The sequence below is a fragment of the Streptomyces sp. NPDC014861 genome (assembly GCF_043081625.1).
GTDB lineage: Bacteria > Actinomycetota > Actinomycetes > Streptomycetales > Streptomycetaceae > Streptomyces.
The window spans coordinates 78,127-92,145 of sequence record NZ_JBIBWV010000012.1 but is presented as its reverse complement, the minus strand read 5'-3'; the positions used below and the strand labels follow the sequence as shown (position 1 = coordinate 92,145).

The window sequence follows — 14,019 nt, the reverse complement described above, 5'->3', positions numbered from 1 at the left end:
ATCGGACCGCCGTCAGTCCGCCCGGTGGTACTCGCCCGGCTCCGTGTCGTACATCGGGTAGACCTGGAGGATCTCCTTGCCCTTGTACGTCGTCAGCGTCAGGTAGCCGCCGGGGTCGTCGCGGACGCACTCCCGGTCCGCGCCGGGTTCGAGGTCCATGGGGCCGAGGACGTACGGGGGCGTGGTGCTCGCGAGGATCGCCGTCCAGGTGCAGTTGACCGCGTCGGCGAGCTGGTTGCCCTCCGCGTCCGTGCGCGGATAGACGCTCAGCACGCGGAGGACGGCCGAGCCGACCGCGCCCTGGGTGACCGTCACCTCGTCGGTGTAGCGATCCGCCTCCGGGCCCTCGACCAGCGGCTTCATCTTCCAGCGGCCCAGGTACTCCGCGGGCAGGACCTCCGGGCCGGTGCGGGCCTTGTGGAAGGTGGCCTTCGCGGTGCCCGAGGTCCATTCGAGGACCTCCGGGGAGCGCAGGGTGAGCGTCTGGTGGGCGGCGGCCATGCACCGCCGGGCGGGCACGCTGGTGGTGACGTCGGACTCGCCGAGGACGACCTTGTCCTCGTCGGCGGAGATGAGCCGCGAGCGGCCCATGCACAGCCGGTTGTCGCCGACGTGCGTGTAGACGGCGGTCTTGGTGCCGGTCGCGCCCTGGACGAGCTCGATGCGGACGGTCTCGCGGGGGTGCTCCGAGGTGCCCCGCAGGACGCCCTCCCAGGCGCCGAGGAAGGCGGCGGGCACGGACCCGGCGGGCGCCGAGGCGGCGGAGGACGAGCCGGATCCGGTGCCCTTGCCGTCCCCGCCGGGGGCGCCGGCCCCGCCGCCGAACGGCCAGAGGGCGTAGCCGACACCCGCCGCGGCCGCCACGGCGACGGTCGTGAGCGCCGCCGCCAGCACCCGCCGCCGGGAGCGGGCGGCGGGCCGCGACGGCTCAGGCTCCGGTGCGGGCGTCGGGTCGCCGGGCGCCGCACCGCCCGCGGTGCGGTCGGGCGCGCGCTCCGCCCCGGAGGTCCTCTCGGGGCCTTCCGTGCTCTCCGCCTCCAGCAGGCGCGCCGCGTGCCGGCCGAGGCGGACCAGGACGTCGGCGGGCAGCCACGGCTCGGCGACCGGCAGCGTCCCGGCGAGCTCGGCCGCCGTCGGGCGGGCCGCCGGGTCCTTGGCGAGGCAGGCGCGGATGAGCCCGGTCAGGGCGGGCGCCACGTCCGTCAGGTCCGGCTCGTCGTGGGCGATCCGGAACATCAGCGCGTGCACACCGCTGTCGGAGGTGCCGAAGGGGGAGCGGCCGGTCGCCGCGTAGGCGAGGACGGAGCCCAGGCAGAAGACGTCGGAGGCCGGGCCGAGCTTCTCGCCGCGCACCTGCTCGGGCGACATGAAGCCGGGGGAGCCGACGACGGCGCCGGTGCTGGTGAGGCCGCCGTCGGTGACGGTGTCCACGGCCCGGGCGATGCCGAAGTCGATGATCCGGGGGCCGTCGACGGTGAGCAGCACGTTGGAGGGCTTGAGGTCGCGGTGGACGAGCCCGGCCCGGTGGATGTGGTCGAGGGCCTCGCCGAGGCCGGCGCCGAGGGCGCGGACGGTGGCGGGCGGCAGCGGCCCGTACTCGTCGCCGACGACGGTGCGCAGCGAGGGCCCGGGCACGTAGCCGATGGCGACCCACGGGGCGGCGGCGGTGGTGTCGGAGCCGAGGACGGGCGCGGTGCCGGAGCCGCCGACCCGTTCCAGCGCCTCGACCTCGCGGGCGAAGCGGCGCCGGAACTCGTCCTGGGCGGCCAGTTCGGCGTGCACCACCTTCACGGCGACGGTCCGCCCGCCGGCCGAACGCGCGAGGAACACCCGGCCCATGCCGCCGACCCCGAGCCGGCCGACGAGTCGGAACGGGCCGATGGCGACCGGGTCTTCCGCGTTCAAGGGATCCACGTGGCAAGAGGATGCCAGACCGGGCGGAGGGGCCGGGCCACGGTCCGGGTCACGGTCCGGTGTCGGGGCGGGTACCAGGGGTGACGTCAGGGCGCGGGTCGGTGGCGGTGGCGGTGTCGGCGTCCGCGTCCGCGTCGGTGTCGGGGCCGGGACCGGGATTGGTGTCGGGGACGGGGACGGTGCCGGTGTCAGGGCCGGTGCCGGTGCCGGTGCCGCGACTGGGTTCGGGGCCGGGTCCGGGTCCGGGTCCGGTCCGGGTTCGGTCCGGGTCCGGCCGGGGCTCAGTCCTCGCCGCAGATCCGCAGGCCCTTCGGGGTGGCGCAGGGCAGGTGCCCGCGGGCGCGCACGATGTCCTGGCCGCGCCCGCGCGCGAGGTAGGAGAGGAAGCTCGCGGTGAGGGAGTCGCCGGGCGGATCGCCCCAGGTGTACGCGTACTCGATCTCCCGGTACGGGTACGGGGACGTGCCCAGCTCCTCCAGGACGGGCGCGCGGCCGTCGAGGTCGACGCGGTGCAGGCCCTTCGCCGTCGCGACCGCGCCGAGTTCGGCGTAGCCGATCGCGCCGGGGAGGCGGGCGACGGTGGCCAGGACCTGGGCGGTGGAGTCGAGTTCGCAGCGGACGACCTCGGCCTCCGGGTCGTCGACGGTGGCGCAGTCGCGGGAGGAGTGGGCGGGTTCGTTGCGGCCGAGGACGCGGCGCTGGAAGACCTCCCGGGTGCCGGAGTTGGCGTCCCGGCTGACCAGCAGGACGGGCAGGTCGGGGAGGTGCGCGGGCAGCCCGGGGCCCTCCAGCTGGTTCCAGCGGGCGACGTCACCGCGGTAGAGGGCGCGGATCTGCTCCAGGGTGAGGCTCTCGACGGGCACGGCGTCGTGGGCGACGACGGTGAACAGGGAGACGGCCACCAGGTGTTCGCGCAGCCGCGGGTAGCCGGCCGGGCCGTGTCCGTCGGAGAGGGCGAGGACGGCGGGGGAGCCCTCGGCGCCCGCCCGCGACCCCGCCTCGGCGAGGTCGCGGACGCCGGAGGTGGAGCCGTCGGCGTCGACGGTGACGGTGGCGCCCGCGCAGTCCTTCTCGTACGCCTTCGCCACCTCCTGGACGACCGGCGCGAAGGCGGTGGAGCCGGTGACGGTGAGGGTGCCGCGGGCGCAGCCGATCGGGGGCGGGGTCCGCTCGCGGACGACGAGCGCGGCGAGCGCCACCACGCAGGCGGTGAGGACGACGGTGACGGTGCGGGCGGCGGGGCTGAAGCGGCCGGCCTGGTCGTCGGGGGTGGTGGAGTGGTTGCGGCGGATGGAGCCCCCGACGATGTGCCCGTCCACCTCGATCCGGCCGTCGGCGACGGGTCCGGCGAGCTGGACGAGCAGCTTGAAGTACTGGCCGGTGCCGAGCGCGACCCGGGGGACGAGGACGGCGTTGCCCGCCAGGCCGAGCTCGGGGGCCCGCTTGAGGTCGTCGCGGACGGACTCCCAGCCCTGGGGGACGGTGGCGACGACGCCGCCGACGTTCACGGCGGCGGCGCCCTTGCCGAAGGTGAGTCGGAGGGCGGGCTCGGTGGGGGTGGTGCCGTAGTCGCCGTGGGTGATGTCGAGGTCGCCGTCGTTCTCGATGCGGAGCAGGACGACGGTGGCGCCGTCGGCGGAGTTGCCCAGCACCTCGCCGGCGCGGACGGTCGTCACCCCGCCGCCCCGGCCGGCGTCCTCCTTGTGGAGGGGCGTGTTCAGCTGCACGCGGTAGCCGAGGCGCTTGCGCTGCGGTCGGAGGCGGTCGAGCCAGATGGCCACGACCGAGACGAGGACGCCGGCCAGGGCGGTCACCACGGCGACCACGTTCTCGGCGGTTATCCACTCCATGCGGTCACCCACTCCGTGCGGCTGTCCCCTCCACCGGGCTCCATGGCCGGGACGGTACGGACGGGTGTGCGAGCGCGGGGGTGGTGTAGCGGCCGGACACCTGGATTTCGCCGCTCGTTCAGCCGGGCGCGGGGGCGTGGGGCGGGGGTCGTCCGGGTGGCCCGGCAGGGGTTGCCCGGGCCGGAGGAGCGTGGATGTAATGGCCGTGAGGGGGCCCTTCCGGAGGAGGAACCCCATGCGTGTCGTCGAAGTGACCGCCTACGGCGGACCCGAGGTCCTCAGATCGGCCCGGCGTCCCGAGCCGGACCCCGCGGACGCCCCCGGGCGGGTCCGGGTACGGCTGAAGGCCGCGGCCGTGAACCAGGCGGACCTCAAGATCCGTTCCGGTCGTTTCGCCGCCGCGCTCGGCGCGCTGGCCCCGCCCTTCGTGCTCGGCTACGACTTCGCCGGGACCCTGGTGGACCCCGCGCCGGGCCTGGCGGCGGGCACCCGGGTGGCCGGTTTCGTGCCCTGGGTGGCGGACGGCAGCGGCGTGGGGACGTACGCGGAGACGATCCTGGCGGAGCCGGCCTGGCTGGCGCCGGTCCCGGACGAGGTGGACTTCACGGCGGCGGCCTCGCTGCCGCTCTCCGCGGTGACCGCGGCGCAGGCGCTCGACCTGCTGGAACTGCCCGCGGGCTCGACGCTGCTGGTGACCGGGGCGAGCGGGGTGGTGGGCCGGTTCGCGGTGCAGCTGGCGGCGCGGGCGGGCCACCGGGTGATCGCCCTCGGCGACGCGGACGACGTGCACGAGCTGCGGCTCCTCGGCGCCCACGGGGTGGTGGGGCGCGGTTCGCCCGACGAGGTGATCACCGGGGTGCTCGGCTTCGCGCCGGAGCGGGTGGACGGCGTCTTCGACGCGGCCCTGATCGCCGAACCGCTGTTGCCCGTGGTCAAGGACGGCGGGGTCTTCGTCTCCGCCTCCGCCGAGCGGGTGCCGGTGGCCGAGCGGGACGTCCGGGTCGACGTGGTGGAGGGCCGTCCGGACGCGGCGCGGCTGAAGGAGCTCCTGGAGCTGCTGGGCGCGGGCGCCCTCGCGACCCGGGTGGCCGACGTGATCCCGCTGGAGCAGGCGGCGGAGGCGCACCGGCGCGCGGAGGCGGGTCACCGGCCCGGCCGGATCGTGCTGATGATCTGACGGTCGGGAGGAAGATCGAGAAAGCGCGCGGTTTCGGACAACCCTGGGGGGCCTTCACCGGTCGGAAGGGTGACAGCGAAACAACGCAGGGGGGAACCCGATCATGTTCGAACGACGCAGGCCCGGGCTGAAGGCGGCGCTCGTCGCCACGGCCGTCGCGGCGGCGACGGCCACCGGCGCGGCCTCCGCCGTCGCGGCTCCGGCCGCCGACCCGGTGGTGGCGCCCGCCTTCAACCTGTACGGCGTCCACCAGCAGACCGGCGAGTTGTGGGAGTGGTACCACGACGGGCCGTACCTCGTCAGCGACGTGCCTCTCATGGAGGACCGTTCGGACGTCGCCGACATCATCACGGTCGACAACAACAACAACGGTCACGGCGAGGGCATGTGGACCCTCTACAGGAACGGCCGTCTGGACTTCGGTGGTGTCGTCGGCGGCACCTGGCAGCCGGCGAAGACCGTCGGCAAGGGCTGGCACATCTACGCCGAGGTCCTGTCGCCCGGCACCCTCGGCGGCGCCAAGGAGGCCGACCTGATCGGCCGCGACACGGCCGGCGTGCTGTGGAGCTACCTGGCCTACCCGGACGGCCGCCTCACCACCCGGACGCGGGTCGGCGGCGGGTGGAACGCGTACGACCAGCTCGCGGGCCAGGGTGACCTGACCGGCGACGGCAGGGCCGACATCGTCGCCCGCGACAGGACCGGCGTCCTGTGGCTCTACAAGGGCACGGGCGACTACAAGGCGCCGTTCGCGGGCCGTGCGAAGGTCGGCGGCGGGTGGAACGCGTACGACCGGCTGCTGTCGCTCGGTGACGACGACCAGGACGGCAAGGTGGACCTGCTGGCCCGGAAGACGACGGGCGAGCTGCTCCGGTACCCGGGTACGGGCGACGCGGCGAAGCCGTTCGCGGCGCCGGTGCCGTTCATGGGGGCGGGCATGAAGAAATTCAACCTCCTCTAGATCCACGGCACTTCGCGCGAGGCGGCCCCGTACCCGGCCTTTCGGGTACGGGGCCGCCCGGTACCGGACCGCCATCTGTCCCGAGTCTTGGTCTAGACCTTGACAGGTACAGACCAGTGCCGGTTCGCTGGCCTTCCCCCCACCGGAAGGACGACAGCGCATGCGACGACTTCTCGCCCTGATCGCCGCTCTCTGTACGGCACTCGGACTCGCGGTCCTGCTCCCCGCCACGGCGGGCGCGGCGCCCGCCTGTGTCACCGCCTGGAACTCGGGCCAGGTCTACACGGGCGGCATGACCGCCTCGCACAACGGCCGCAACTGGTACGCGAAGTGGTGGACGCAGAACGAGCGTCCCGGCTCCAGCGACGTCTGGCGCGACGAGGGCGCCTGCGGCGGTGGCGGGGGCGGCAACCCGGACCCGTCCGGATTCGTCGTCACCGAGGCCCAGTTCAACCAGATGTTCCCGAACCGGAACCCCTTCTACACGTACGCGGGCCTGGTCACGGCCACCAAGAAGTACCCGGCCTTCGCGGGCACCGGCAGCGACACCGTGAAGAAGCAGGAGGCCGCGGCCTTCCTCGCCAACGTGGCCCACGAGACCGGCGGCCTCGTCCACATCGTCGAGCAGAACACCGCCAACTACCCCCACTACTGCGACCGCAACCAGCCCTACGGCTGCCCGGCCGGCCAGGCCGCTTACTACGGCCGCGGCCCCATCCAGCTCTCCTGGAACTTCAACTACAAGGCCGCCGGCGACGCCCTCGGCATCGACCTCCTCAACAACCCCTGGCGGGTCGAGCGCGAGCCGGACGTCGCCATGATGACCGGCCTCTGGTACTGGAACACCCAGAACGGCCCCGGCACGATGACCGCCCACAACGCCATGGTCAACGGCGCCGGCTTCGGACAGACCATCTGGGCCATCAACGGCTCCCTGGAGTGCAACGGCCGCAACCCGGCCCAGGTCCAGAGCCGCGTCACCAAGTACCAGCAGTTCACCCAGATCCTCGGCGTCCCCGCGGGTGCGAACCTGTCCTGCTGACCGCTCGCCCCGCACGACCCCGCACCACCCTCCTCCGCACGCCCCGGCCTCCCGGCCGGGGCGTGCGCGCGTCTCCGTCAGACCGCCCGCTCCGCCTCCGTCGCGACCACGTCGAGGGCCGCCGACAGCCGGTCGAGCACCCGGACCGTCTCGTCGAAGGCGTCCTGCCCGCCCAGGGCGGCGGTCAGCCGGGCTGCCAGCTCGGCGTGGCCCGGGTCGATGCGGGTGATCGCCGCGCGGCCGGCCTCCGTGGGGGCGAGCAGTTTGGCGCGGCGGTGCGCCGGGTTGGGGGCGTAGGCGGCCAGTCCCTCGCGGACCAGGAGGTCGGCGACGCGCTGGACGCTCTGCCGGGTGATGCCCATGACCCGGGCGATCCCCGCCACCGGCAGCGGCTCCGGGAGCACCGCGCCGAGCACCTGCCACCAGGCGGCGGTCAGCCCGGCGGGCTCGGCCAGCCTCTCCGAGACGGCGAGGAACTGGCCGTTGAGCCGGAAGACCCCGAGGGCGGTCCGGCTCAGGGCGTCCTGCTGGGCGCGGCTCACCCGTTCAGCTCGGCGAAGGCGGCCGGGTCGGAGTCGTGGAAGAGCCGGTACCAGGCGTCCCGCTTGCCCTCGTAGGCGCCGAGGCGGGCGAAGATCTCGCGGGCGAAGGCGACGGGCTCGGTCGGCCCGGCGGTGATCAGGTCCCCGTCGGTGACCGCGTCGGCCTCGACGTACCGCCCGGCGCCCGCGTACCCGGTCGCGGCGAGGTGGAAGGAGGCGGCGCCGGTGTGCGCCCGGTCGTCGAGCAGGCCCTCGCGGGCCAGTCCGGCGGTGGCGCCGCAGATGGCGGCGACCGGCACCCCGGCGTCCAGGAAGGCGCGGGCGGCGGCGGTGAAGGGGGCGAGCTCGTCGCCCTCGTCGTACTTCTCGGCCCCGGGGAGGATCAGCAGCGCGCTGTCCTCGGGGCGCAGTTCGTCCAGCGCGAGATCGGGCAGGATCCGGATCCCGGCGATCGTGCGGACGGGCTTCCCGGCGTCGAGGGCGACGGTCCGCACGGTGAAGCCGGCCCGGGCGAGCCACGCGGTGGCGTGCCCCGTCTCCCAGTCGGCGAGCGTGTCGTACACGGCGAGGTGAACGGTCCTGGAGGTCATGACAAGAGACTGTCATCACGACAGCATGCTGTCAAGGAGGGCGGAGGGTCGCCGACGACGGAATCCGCAGCGACCCGCCACGCGGAGCACAGTGTCGTGTCCGGCGCGTTCTCGGTGGACAAGATGGTGATGGCCGTCCCACCTGCGGTTCCTTACCCTTCGGTGCATGACCCCTCATGTCATCGAACCCGACCCCCAGGCCGGCGCCGCCGTCAAGGCAGCGGACCGCGCGCACGTCTTCCACTCCTGGTCCGCGCAGGGCCTGATCGACCCGCTCGCCGTGGCCGGCGCGGAGGGTTCGTATTTCTGGGACTACGACGGCAACCGCTACCTCGACTTCACCAGCGGCCTCGTCTACACGAACATCGGCTACCAGCACCCCAGGGTGGTCGCCGCCATCCAGGAGCAGGCCGCGAAGCTCACCACCTTCGCGCCCGCCTTCGCCGTCGACGTCCGCTCCGAGGCCGCACGCCTCATCGCCGAGCGCACCCCCGGCGACCTGGACAAGATCTTCTTCACCAACGGCGGCGCCGAGGCCGTCGAGAACGCCGTCCGGATGGCCCGGCTGCACACCGGCCGCCACAAGGTGCTCTCCGCCTTCCGCTCGTACCACGGCGCCACCTCCACCGCGATCAACCTCACCGGCGACCCCCGCCGCTGGGCCTCCGACACCGGCTCCGCCGGCGTGGTGCGCTTCTGGGCGCCCTTCCTCTACCGCTCGCCGTTCTACGCCGAGACCGAGCAGCAGGAGTGCGAGCGGGCCCTCGCGCACCTGGAGGACACCATCGCCTTCGAGGGCCCGGCGACGATCGCCGCGATCATCCTGGAGACCGTCCCCGGCACCGCCGGCATCATGACCCCGCCGCCCGGCTACCTCACCGGCGTCCGCGAGATCTGCGACAAGTACGGCATCGTCTTCGTCCTCGACGAGGTCATGGCCGGATTCGGCCGCACCGGCAAGTGGTTCGCCGCCGAGCACTTCGACGTCGTGCCCGACCTGATGACCTTCGCCAAGGGCGTCAACTCCGGCTACGTGCCGCTCGGCGGCGTCGCGATCAGCGAGCGGATCGCCGCCACCTTCGAGACCCGCCCCTACCCGGGCGGCCTCACCTACTCCGGCCACCCGCTGGCCTGCGCCGCCGCCGTCGCCACCATCGAGGTGATGGAGGACGAGCAGGTCGTCGAGCACGCGGCCCGCATCGGCGAGACCGTCCTCGGCCCCGGCCTGCGCGAACTCGCCGAGCGCCACCCCTCCGTCGGCGAGGTCCGCGGCATGGGCGTCTTCTGGGCGCTCGACCTGGTGAAGAACAAGGAGACGCGCGAGCCGCTCGTCCCGTACAACGCCGCCGGCGAGGCCAACGCCCCGATGGCCGCCTTCGGCGCCGCGGCGAAGAAGAACGGCCTGTGGCCCTTCGTCAACATGAACCGCACCCACGCCGTCCCCGCCTGCAACGTCTCCGAGGACGAGGTCAAGGAGGGCCTGGCCGCCCTGGACGCGGCGCTCACCGTCGCCGACGAGCACACGGTCTGACGCCGCGGACGCGCGCACGGGGTGACGCCGCCGACGGCACGGCCGGCGCCACCCCGCGCGGCGGGACCTCCTCCCCCGGAGCTGGTCTGGACTAGAGTCTTCCGGAACCTCACGGAGGGGGCCCCGCCCGCATGCCCGGCACGTCCGCGAACAGCGCCGTCACCCGCAGCACCCTCAGCCGGCAGATCGCGGACGCTCTCCGTGACGAGGTCCTCGCGGGGCGTCTCCGGCCGGGCCAGGAGTTCACCGTCAAGCAGATCGCCGAGCAGTACGGCGTCTCCGCCACCCCGGTCCGCGAAGCCCTCGTCGAGCTCTGCGCCCAGGGCCTGCTCGACTCCGACCAGCACCGCGGCTTCCGCGTCCACCGCTTCTCCGTGGACGACTACCGGGCGATGGTCGAGGCCCGCATGCTCGTCGCCGACGGCGTCTTCCGCCGCCACACCCCGCAGGCGCGCGCCGCGCTCCCCGCGCCCGACCCCGACCTCGGGGTCGTCCTGGTGTCGATCCGCCGCCGGGGCGAGGCCGCCGTCCGCGCCGCCCGCGCCGGCGACCTGGACGTCCTCGTCGGCTACGACATCCGCTACTGGCACGAGCTGGGCCGGCTCGTCGCCCGCAACGAGCACATCGCCGGGTTCCTGCACCGCCTCCGCGTCCAGGCCTGGGCCTTCTCCGTCCCCTACCTGCGGGCCGAGCGCGAACTCCACGGCTGGCTCTGGTCCGGCCACGTGGAGCTGATCGACGCCGTCACCCGGGGCGACGCCGAGGCCGCCGTCGGAGTCGTCCGCGCCTACAACGCGCACGCGCTGGAATGGGCCGACCGCCTGGAGACCCGTCTGCGCCGGTCCGGTTGAGGCCCCCCTTCCCGGGGCAGGCCTCCCACGGGTGGGCGTCGTCGGCCCCGCCGACTACCCTGGCCCTCCCCGGAACTGACGGAGAGCGAGCCTCCCTTGGCCTGTGACCTGTGGCTGGTCCCCCTCGTCGACGTGCTGTGCCACAGCCCCGACAACCCCTTCGCCGAAGACCTCGCCGCCTACGACGCGGTGCTGAGCGCCTCCGGCCTGCCGACCGTGCCCGTGTACGCGTACATGCCCGGACTCTCCGGCGACGTCGCCCCGGTCGCCGGCTTCGACTACGAGGCCCTGCACTTCCTGCGCCGCGCCTACCTGCTGGCGATCTGCGGACTGCCGGTCGAGCCGGTCGGCGAGCTCGGCGGGGACTACGAGCAGCTCCTGGAGATGTTCGAGACCACCGCCCAGCAGTCCCACCTCGTCTGGCACTACGACCACGCGGGCGCGTACGTGCCGGTCGACTTCCCCGTCCCGCTCTCCAGCGACGAGCTCCTCGCGGGCGGCGGCCCGCTCGGCTCCTCCTACGGGCTGCTGCGCGAGCTGGAGTTCGTCGCCCCGGCCCTCGGCATCGACCCGGCGAACCCGCCGGCCACCCCCGCCCCGCCCGCCGGGCCCACCGAGCTGGAGGAGCCCGCCGCCCCGCTCCCGTACGACGACGGCCCCTTCGCCCGGGAGCGGCACGTCTGGCTGGGGCTGCACGCGGCGGCCACCCGCAGCCTCGCCCAGGGCTCGATGATCATGCTCAGCTGACCTCCGGCCCGTGCGTCCCGGGGGCCCTCAGCGGGCCTCCGGGGGCCGCTGGCGCGGCATGTTCGGCCGGGTGCCCGGCGGCAGCGGAAAGCGGCCCGACGGGTGCGCCGCCTCCGGCCGCGCCGGCATGACCCCGACCGACTGGAGCGCCAGCGGCGCCGGGCCCGAGCGGAACTCGACCATCCAGTCCGCGGTCTCCGCCCGCACCAGCTCCGTCACGTCCTCCGAGAACCGCCGGAGCACCCCCAGGCACCGGTCGGCGGCCTCGCTGGCGGTCCCCTCCGTCGGCCCGAGGACCTCCCGCACGCTCTCCGAGGCCCAGTCGAACTGGAGCGCCTGGAGCCGCCGCTGCACGGCCTGGGCGGTCGCCACGTCCCTCATCCAGCCGGAGGTCAGCCCGAAGTACCGGTCGCAGGCCAGGCAGGCGGCTCCGAGCAGCAGCGAGAGGTAGCCCCAGCCGGCCGTGCCCCCGGCGACCCCGGTCAGGTCGAGCAGCGGCAGCGCGGCCCCGGCGATCACGCCGAGCGCGGTGCCGATCCGCAGTATCCGGGCGCAGCGGCGCTTCCGGGCCCGGTCGGAGAGGTACCACTCGGCGGTGGCCAGGGCGTTGGACTCCACCCACCGGTAGAGCTCGTCGAGGCGCTCCGCGGGCTCGCCCCAGTCGCCCAGGGGGAAGGGCTTCCCCGTCAGATCTCTGTGGACGTCTCCCCCGGGCTGCCCCGGCGGCTGCATCTCCGGCTGGTGGCTCACCGGGGGACTCCTCTGCTCAGCCCAGCGTTCGTGGCGCTCGTGTCCTTCTGTGACGTGCGGTGCACGTGGTGCCTGCCCTTCCTACCGCCGAATGGTGGGCGGCGGGCCCGGAATCCCGGGATTTCCGCCCGCAAGAGCGTGTTGATCAGGTAGAGGAGCCCGCAGTTTCTCACTCGAAAGAGTTGTCACGGCAGGGCGCTCCCCGACCACGTAGGCTCGTTCCACCGGCACCAGACGTGACGGACCGAACCATCAACCACGAGGAGTGACCGTGATCCCCGGTGGCGGCCAGCCCAACATGCAGCAGATCCTCCAGCAGGCGCAGAAGATGCAGCAGGACCTCGCCCGCGCCCAGCAGGAGCTCGCCGCGACCGAGGTCGAGGGCCAGGCGGGCGGCGGCCTCGTCAAGGCCACCGTGACCGGCTCCGGAGAGCTGCGCGGCCTGGTCATCGACCCGAAGGCGGTCGACCCCGAGGACACCGAGACCCTGGCGGATCTGGTGATCGCCGCCGTGCAGGCCGCGAACGACAACGCGCAGCAGCTCCAGCAGACCAAGCTGGGCCCGCTGGCGCAGGGTCTGGGCGGGATGCCGGGCCTGGGCTTCTAGCGGGCACTTCCAGCCACTACCGTAAGAAGCAAGGCAGCACACCCCGGAAAGGGCGTTCCGTTGTACGAAGGCGTGGTCCAGGACCTGATCGACGAGCTGGGCAGGCTGCCCGGCGTCGGTCCCAAGAGCGCGCAGCGGATCGCCTTCCACATCCTCCAGGCCGAGCCGACGGACGTGCGCCGGCTGGCCCACGCGCTCCTGGAGGTCAAGGAGAAGGTCCGGTTCTGCGAGGTCTGCGGGAACGTGGCGCAGCAGGAGCGGTGCAACATCTGCCGCGACCAGCGCCGCGACCTGACCGTCATCTGCGTGGTCGAGGAGCCGAAGGACGTCGTCGCGATCGAGCGGACCCGCGAGTTCCGGGGGCGTTACCACGTCCTCGGCGGCGCGATCAGCCCGATCGAGGGCGTCGGCCCGGACGACCTGCGGATCCGGGAGCTGCTCGGCCGCCTCGCGGACGGCACGGTCACCGAGCTGATCCTGGCGACCGACCCGAACCTGGAGGGCGAGGCCACGGCCACGTACCTGGCGCGGATGATCAAGCCCATGGGGCTGAAGGTCACCCGGCTCGCCAGCGGGCTCCCGGTCGGCGGCGACCTGGAGTACGCCGACGAGGTGACGCTCGGCCGTGCCTTCGAGGGGCGGAGGCTGCTAGATGTATGACGACCGGGCGCGGGAGGACCGGGCCGGTGCCGGTGAGCTCTCAGGGAGGCTCCTCGATGTCTGACCCCACGCTCCACTCCATCACGCAGAGTCCCGACGACTTCGCGGTGCAGATCGCGGACTCCGTCGAGAGCTTCATCGTCGCCACGACCGAGGTCGCCAAGGGCGACGAGCCGGACAGCGCGGTGCCGTTCCTGCTCCTGGAGATCTCCCAGCTGCTGCTCGCCGGGGGCCGCCTCGGCGCGCACGAGGACATCCTCCCGGACGAGCGGTACGAGCCCGACACGGGTCCCGAGCCGGACGTGGACGACCTGCGGGAGCGGTTCGCGGCGATGCTGGACCCGGTGGACGTCTTCTCCGAGGTCTTCGACCCGTACGAGCCCCGCAAGGCGCCGGTCCCGGCCCGTATCTCGGACAACCTCGCCGACATCGTCACGGACCTGCGGCACGGCCTCGCCCACTACCGGGCGGGCCGCACCTCCGAGGCCCTGTGGTGGTGGCAGTTCTCGTACTTCTCCAACTGGGGCCCCACCGCCTCGGCCACCCTCCGCGCCCTCCAGTCCCTGGTCGCGCACGTCCGCCTGGACCAGCCGCTGGCGGCCCTGGACGGCCTCGACACCGACGAGGACCTGACCGAGGACGACCTCGCCGAGGAGGCGGGCCGCGTGATGGTCCAGGAGATCGCCGGGCCGCTGGGGATGAAGGGGCTGTAGGGGCCGCGGGGACGGGCACGGTCGGACCGCGCCCGTCCCGATGTGATCACCCTCTGGTCACCGCGTCTCAGGATGTGATAGCAG

The 14,019-nt window shown here is 73.7% G+C and carries 14 protein-coding genes; 9 read left to right on the top strand and 5 right to left on the bottom strand.

The features are described 5' to 3' along the window. Window positions 1–12: 12 nt before the first annotated feature. Both ACF1BN_RS23415 and ACF1BN_RS23410 read right to left on the bottom strand, forming a co-directional pair. A complete protein-coding gene (locus ACF1BN_RS23415; RefSeq protein WP_392333538.1) occupies window positions 13–1,914 on the bottom strand; it encodes a serine/threonine-protein kinase in 1,902 nt (633 codons plus the stop codon). A gap of 281 nt (window positions 1,915–2,195) precedes the next feature. Further along, complete coding sequence (locus ACF1BN_RS23410) at window positions 2,196–3,764, bottom strand: PstS family phosphate ABC transporter substrate-binding protein (protein ID WP_392333537.1); 1,569 nt, start codon at window positions 3,762–3,764, stop codon at window positions 2,196–2,198. Window positions 3,765–3,999: 235 nt separating this feature from the next. Between ACF1BN_RS23410 and ACF1BN_RS23405 the strand changes: the two genes are divergently transcribed. The 3 genes from ACF1BN_RS23405 (at window position 4,000) to ACF1BN_RS23395 (ending at window position 6,944) form a co-directional block, all read left to right on the top strand. Further along, window positions 4,000–4,941, top strand: a complete 942-nt coding sequence (locus tag ACF1BN_RS23405; protein ID WP_392333536.1) for an NADP-dependent oxidoreductase — start codon at window positions 4,000–4,002, stop codon at window positions 4,939–4,941. A gap of 103 nt (window positions 4,942–5,044) precedes the next feature. Beyond that, entirely contained in the window at window positions 5,045–5,902 is an 858-nt protein-coding gene (locus ACF1BN_RS23400; protein ID WP_392333535.1) for an FG-GAP repeat domain-containing protein, read from the top strand. A 160-nt stretch (window positions 5,903–6,062) separates the two neighbouring features. Further along, on the top strand, window positions 6,063–6,944 hold the full coding sequence (locus ACF1BN_RS23395; RefSeq protein WP_392333534.1) for a glycoside hydrolase family 19 protein: 882 nt from the start codon (window positions 6,063–6,065) through the stop codon (window positions 6,942–6,944). Between the two features lie 77 nt (window positions 6,945–7,021). On the opposite strand, the gene ACF1BN_RS23390 is transcribed toward ACF1BN_RS23395, so the two are convergent. Both ACF1BN_RS23390 and ACF1BN_RS23385 read right to left on the bottom strand, forming a co-directional pair. Then, complete coding sequence (locus ACF1BN_RS23390) at window positions 7,022–7,486, bottom strand: MarR family winged helix-turn-helix transcriptional regulator (protein WP_392333533.1); 465 nt, start codon at window positions 7,484–7,486, stop codon at window positions 7,022–7,024. Then, the gene (locus ACF1BN_RS23385; RefSeq protein WP_392333532.1) at window positions 7,483–8,076 is read right to left on the bottom strand and encodes a DJ-1/PfpI family protein; all 594 of its coding nucleotides are present in this window, start codon (window positions 8,074–8,076) and stop codon (window positions 7,483–7,485) included. The genes ACF1BN_RS23390 and ACF1BN_RS23385 overlap by 4 nt, the downstream gene beginning before the upstream one ends. Window positions 8,077–8,242: 166 nt before the next feature. Between ACF1BN_RS23385 and ACF1BN_RS23380 the strand changes: the two genes are divergently transcribed. From ACF1BN_RS23380 to ACF1BN_RS23370, 3 genes are all read left to right on the top strand, one after another. After that, window positions 8,243–9,607 carry an aspartate aminotransferase family protein gene (locus ACF1BN_RS23380; protein ID WP_392333531.1) on the top strand — a complete coding sequence of 455 codons (1,365 nt, stop codon included), beginning with the start codon at window positions 8,243–8,245 and terminating at the stop codon, window positions 9,605–9,607. Window positions 9,608–9,738: 131 nt separating this feature from the next. Further along, window positions 9,739–10,458 (top strand): GntR family transcriptional regulator, encoded by a 720-nt coding sequence (locus ACF1BN_RS23375; protein WP_392333530.1) that lies wholly within the window; start codon window positions 9,739–9,741, stop codon window positions 10,456–10,458. A 96-nt stretch (window positions 10,459–10,554) separates the two neighbouring features. Beyond that, the gene (locus tag ACF1BN_RS23370; RefSeq protein WP_392333529.1) at window positions 10,555–11,205 is read left to right on the top strand and encodes a hypothetical protein; all 651 of its coding nucleotides are present in this window, start codon (window positions 10,555–10,557) and stop codon (window positions 11,203–11,205) included. 27 nt (window positions 11,206–11,232) lie between these two features. On the opposite strand, the gene ACF1BN_RS23365 is transcribed toward ACF1BN_RS23370, so the two are convergent. Continuing rightward, window positions 11,233–11,937 carry an SLATT domain-containing protein gene (locus ACF1BN_RS23365; protein ID WP_392333613.1) on the bottom strand — a complete coding sequence of 235 codons (705 nt, stop codon included), beginning with the start codon at window positions 11,935–11,937 and terminating at the stop codon, window positions 11,233–11,235. A gap of 289 nt (window positions 11,938–12,226) precedes the next feature. On the opposite strand from ACF1BN_RS23365, the gene ACF1BN_RS23360 reads away from it, so the two are divergent. From ACF1BN_RS23360 to ACF1BN_RS23350, 3 genes are read left to right on the top strand one after another with little or no spacing between them, the layout of a single operon-like run. Beyond that, window positions 12,227–12,562, top strand: a complete 336-nt coding sequence (locus ACF1BN_RS23360; RefSeq protein WP_376603920.1) for a YbaB/EbfC family nucleoid-associated protein — start codon at window positions 12,227–12,229, stop codon at window positions 12,560–12,562. 60 nt (window positions 12,563–12,622) lie between these two features. Beyond that, entirely contained in the window at window positions 12,623–13,222 is a 600-nt protein-coding gene (gene recR, locus ACF1BN_RS23355; protein WP_376603922.1) for a recombination mediator RecR, read from the top strand. A gap of 56 nt (window positions 13,223–13,278) precedes the next feature. After that, window positions 13,279–13,935: a DUF5063 domain-containing protein gene (locus ACF1BN_RS23350; protein ID WP_392333528.1), complete on the top strand. Its 657-nt coding sequence runs from the start codon at window positions 13,279–13,281 to the stop codon at window positions 13,933–13,935. The last annotated feature ends 84 nt before the right edge of the window (window positions 13,936–14,019 follow it).

What these genes read in the sequence shown, in the direction of transcription:
- ACF1BN_RS23350 (WP_392333528.1), top strand. Translation starts at nt 13,279, where the DNA reads ATGTCTGACCCCACGCTCCACTCCATCACGCAGAGTCCCGACGACTTC.
- ACF1BN_RS23405 (WP_392333536.1), top strand. Translation starts at nt 4,000, where the DNA reads ATGCGTGTCGTCGAAGTGACCGCCTACGGCGGACCCGAGGTCCTCAGA.
- ACF1BN_RS23410 (WP_392333537.1), bottom strand. Translation starts at nt 3,764, where the DNA reads ATGGAGTGGATAACCGCCGAGAACGTGGTCGCCGTGGTGACCGCCCTG.
- ACF1BN_RS23395 (WP_392333534.1), top strand. Translation starts at nt 6,063, where the DNA reads ATGCGACGACTTCTCGCCCTGATCGCCGCTCTCTGTACGGCACTCGGA.
- ACF1BN_RS23385 (WP_392333532.1), bottom strand. Translation starts at nt 8,076, where the DNA reads ATGACCTCCAGGACCGTTCACCTCGCCGTGTACGACACGCTCGCCGAC.
- ACF1BN_RS23365 (WP_392333613.1), bottom strand. Translation starts at nt 11,937, where the DNA reads ATGCAGCCGCCGGGGCAGCCCGGGGGAGACGTCCACAGAGATCTGACG.
- ACF1BN_RS23375 (WP_392333530.1), top strand. Translation starts at nt 9,739, where the DNA reads ATGCCCGGCACGTCCGCGAACAGCGCCGTCACCCGCAGCACCCTCAGC.
- ACF1BN_RS23400 (WP_392333535.1), top strand. Translation starts at nt 5,045, where the DNA reads ATGTTCGAACGACGCAGGCCCGGGCTGAAGGCGGCGCTCGTCGCCACG.
- ACF1BN_RS23380 (WP_392333531.1), top strand. Translation starts at nt 8,243, where the DNA reads ATGACCCCTCATGTCATCGAACCCGACCCCCAGGCCGGCGCCGCCGTC.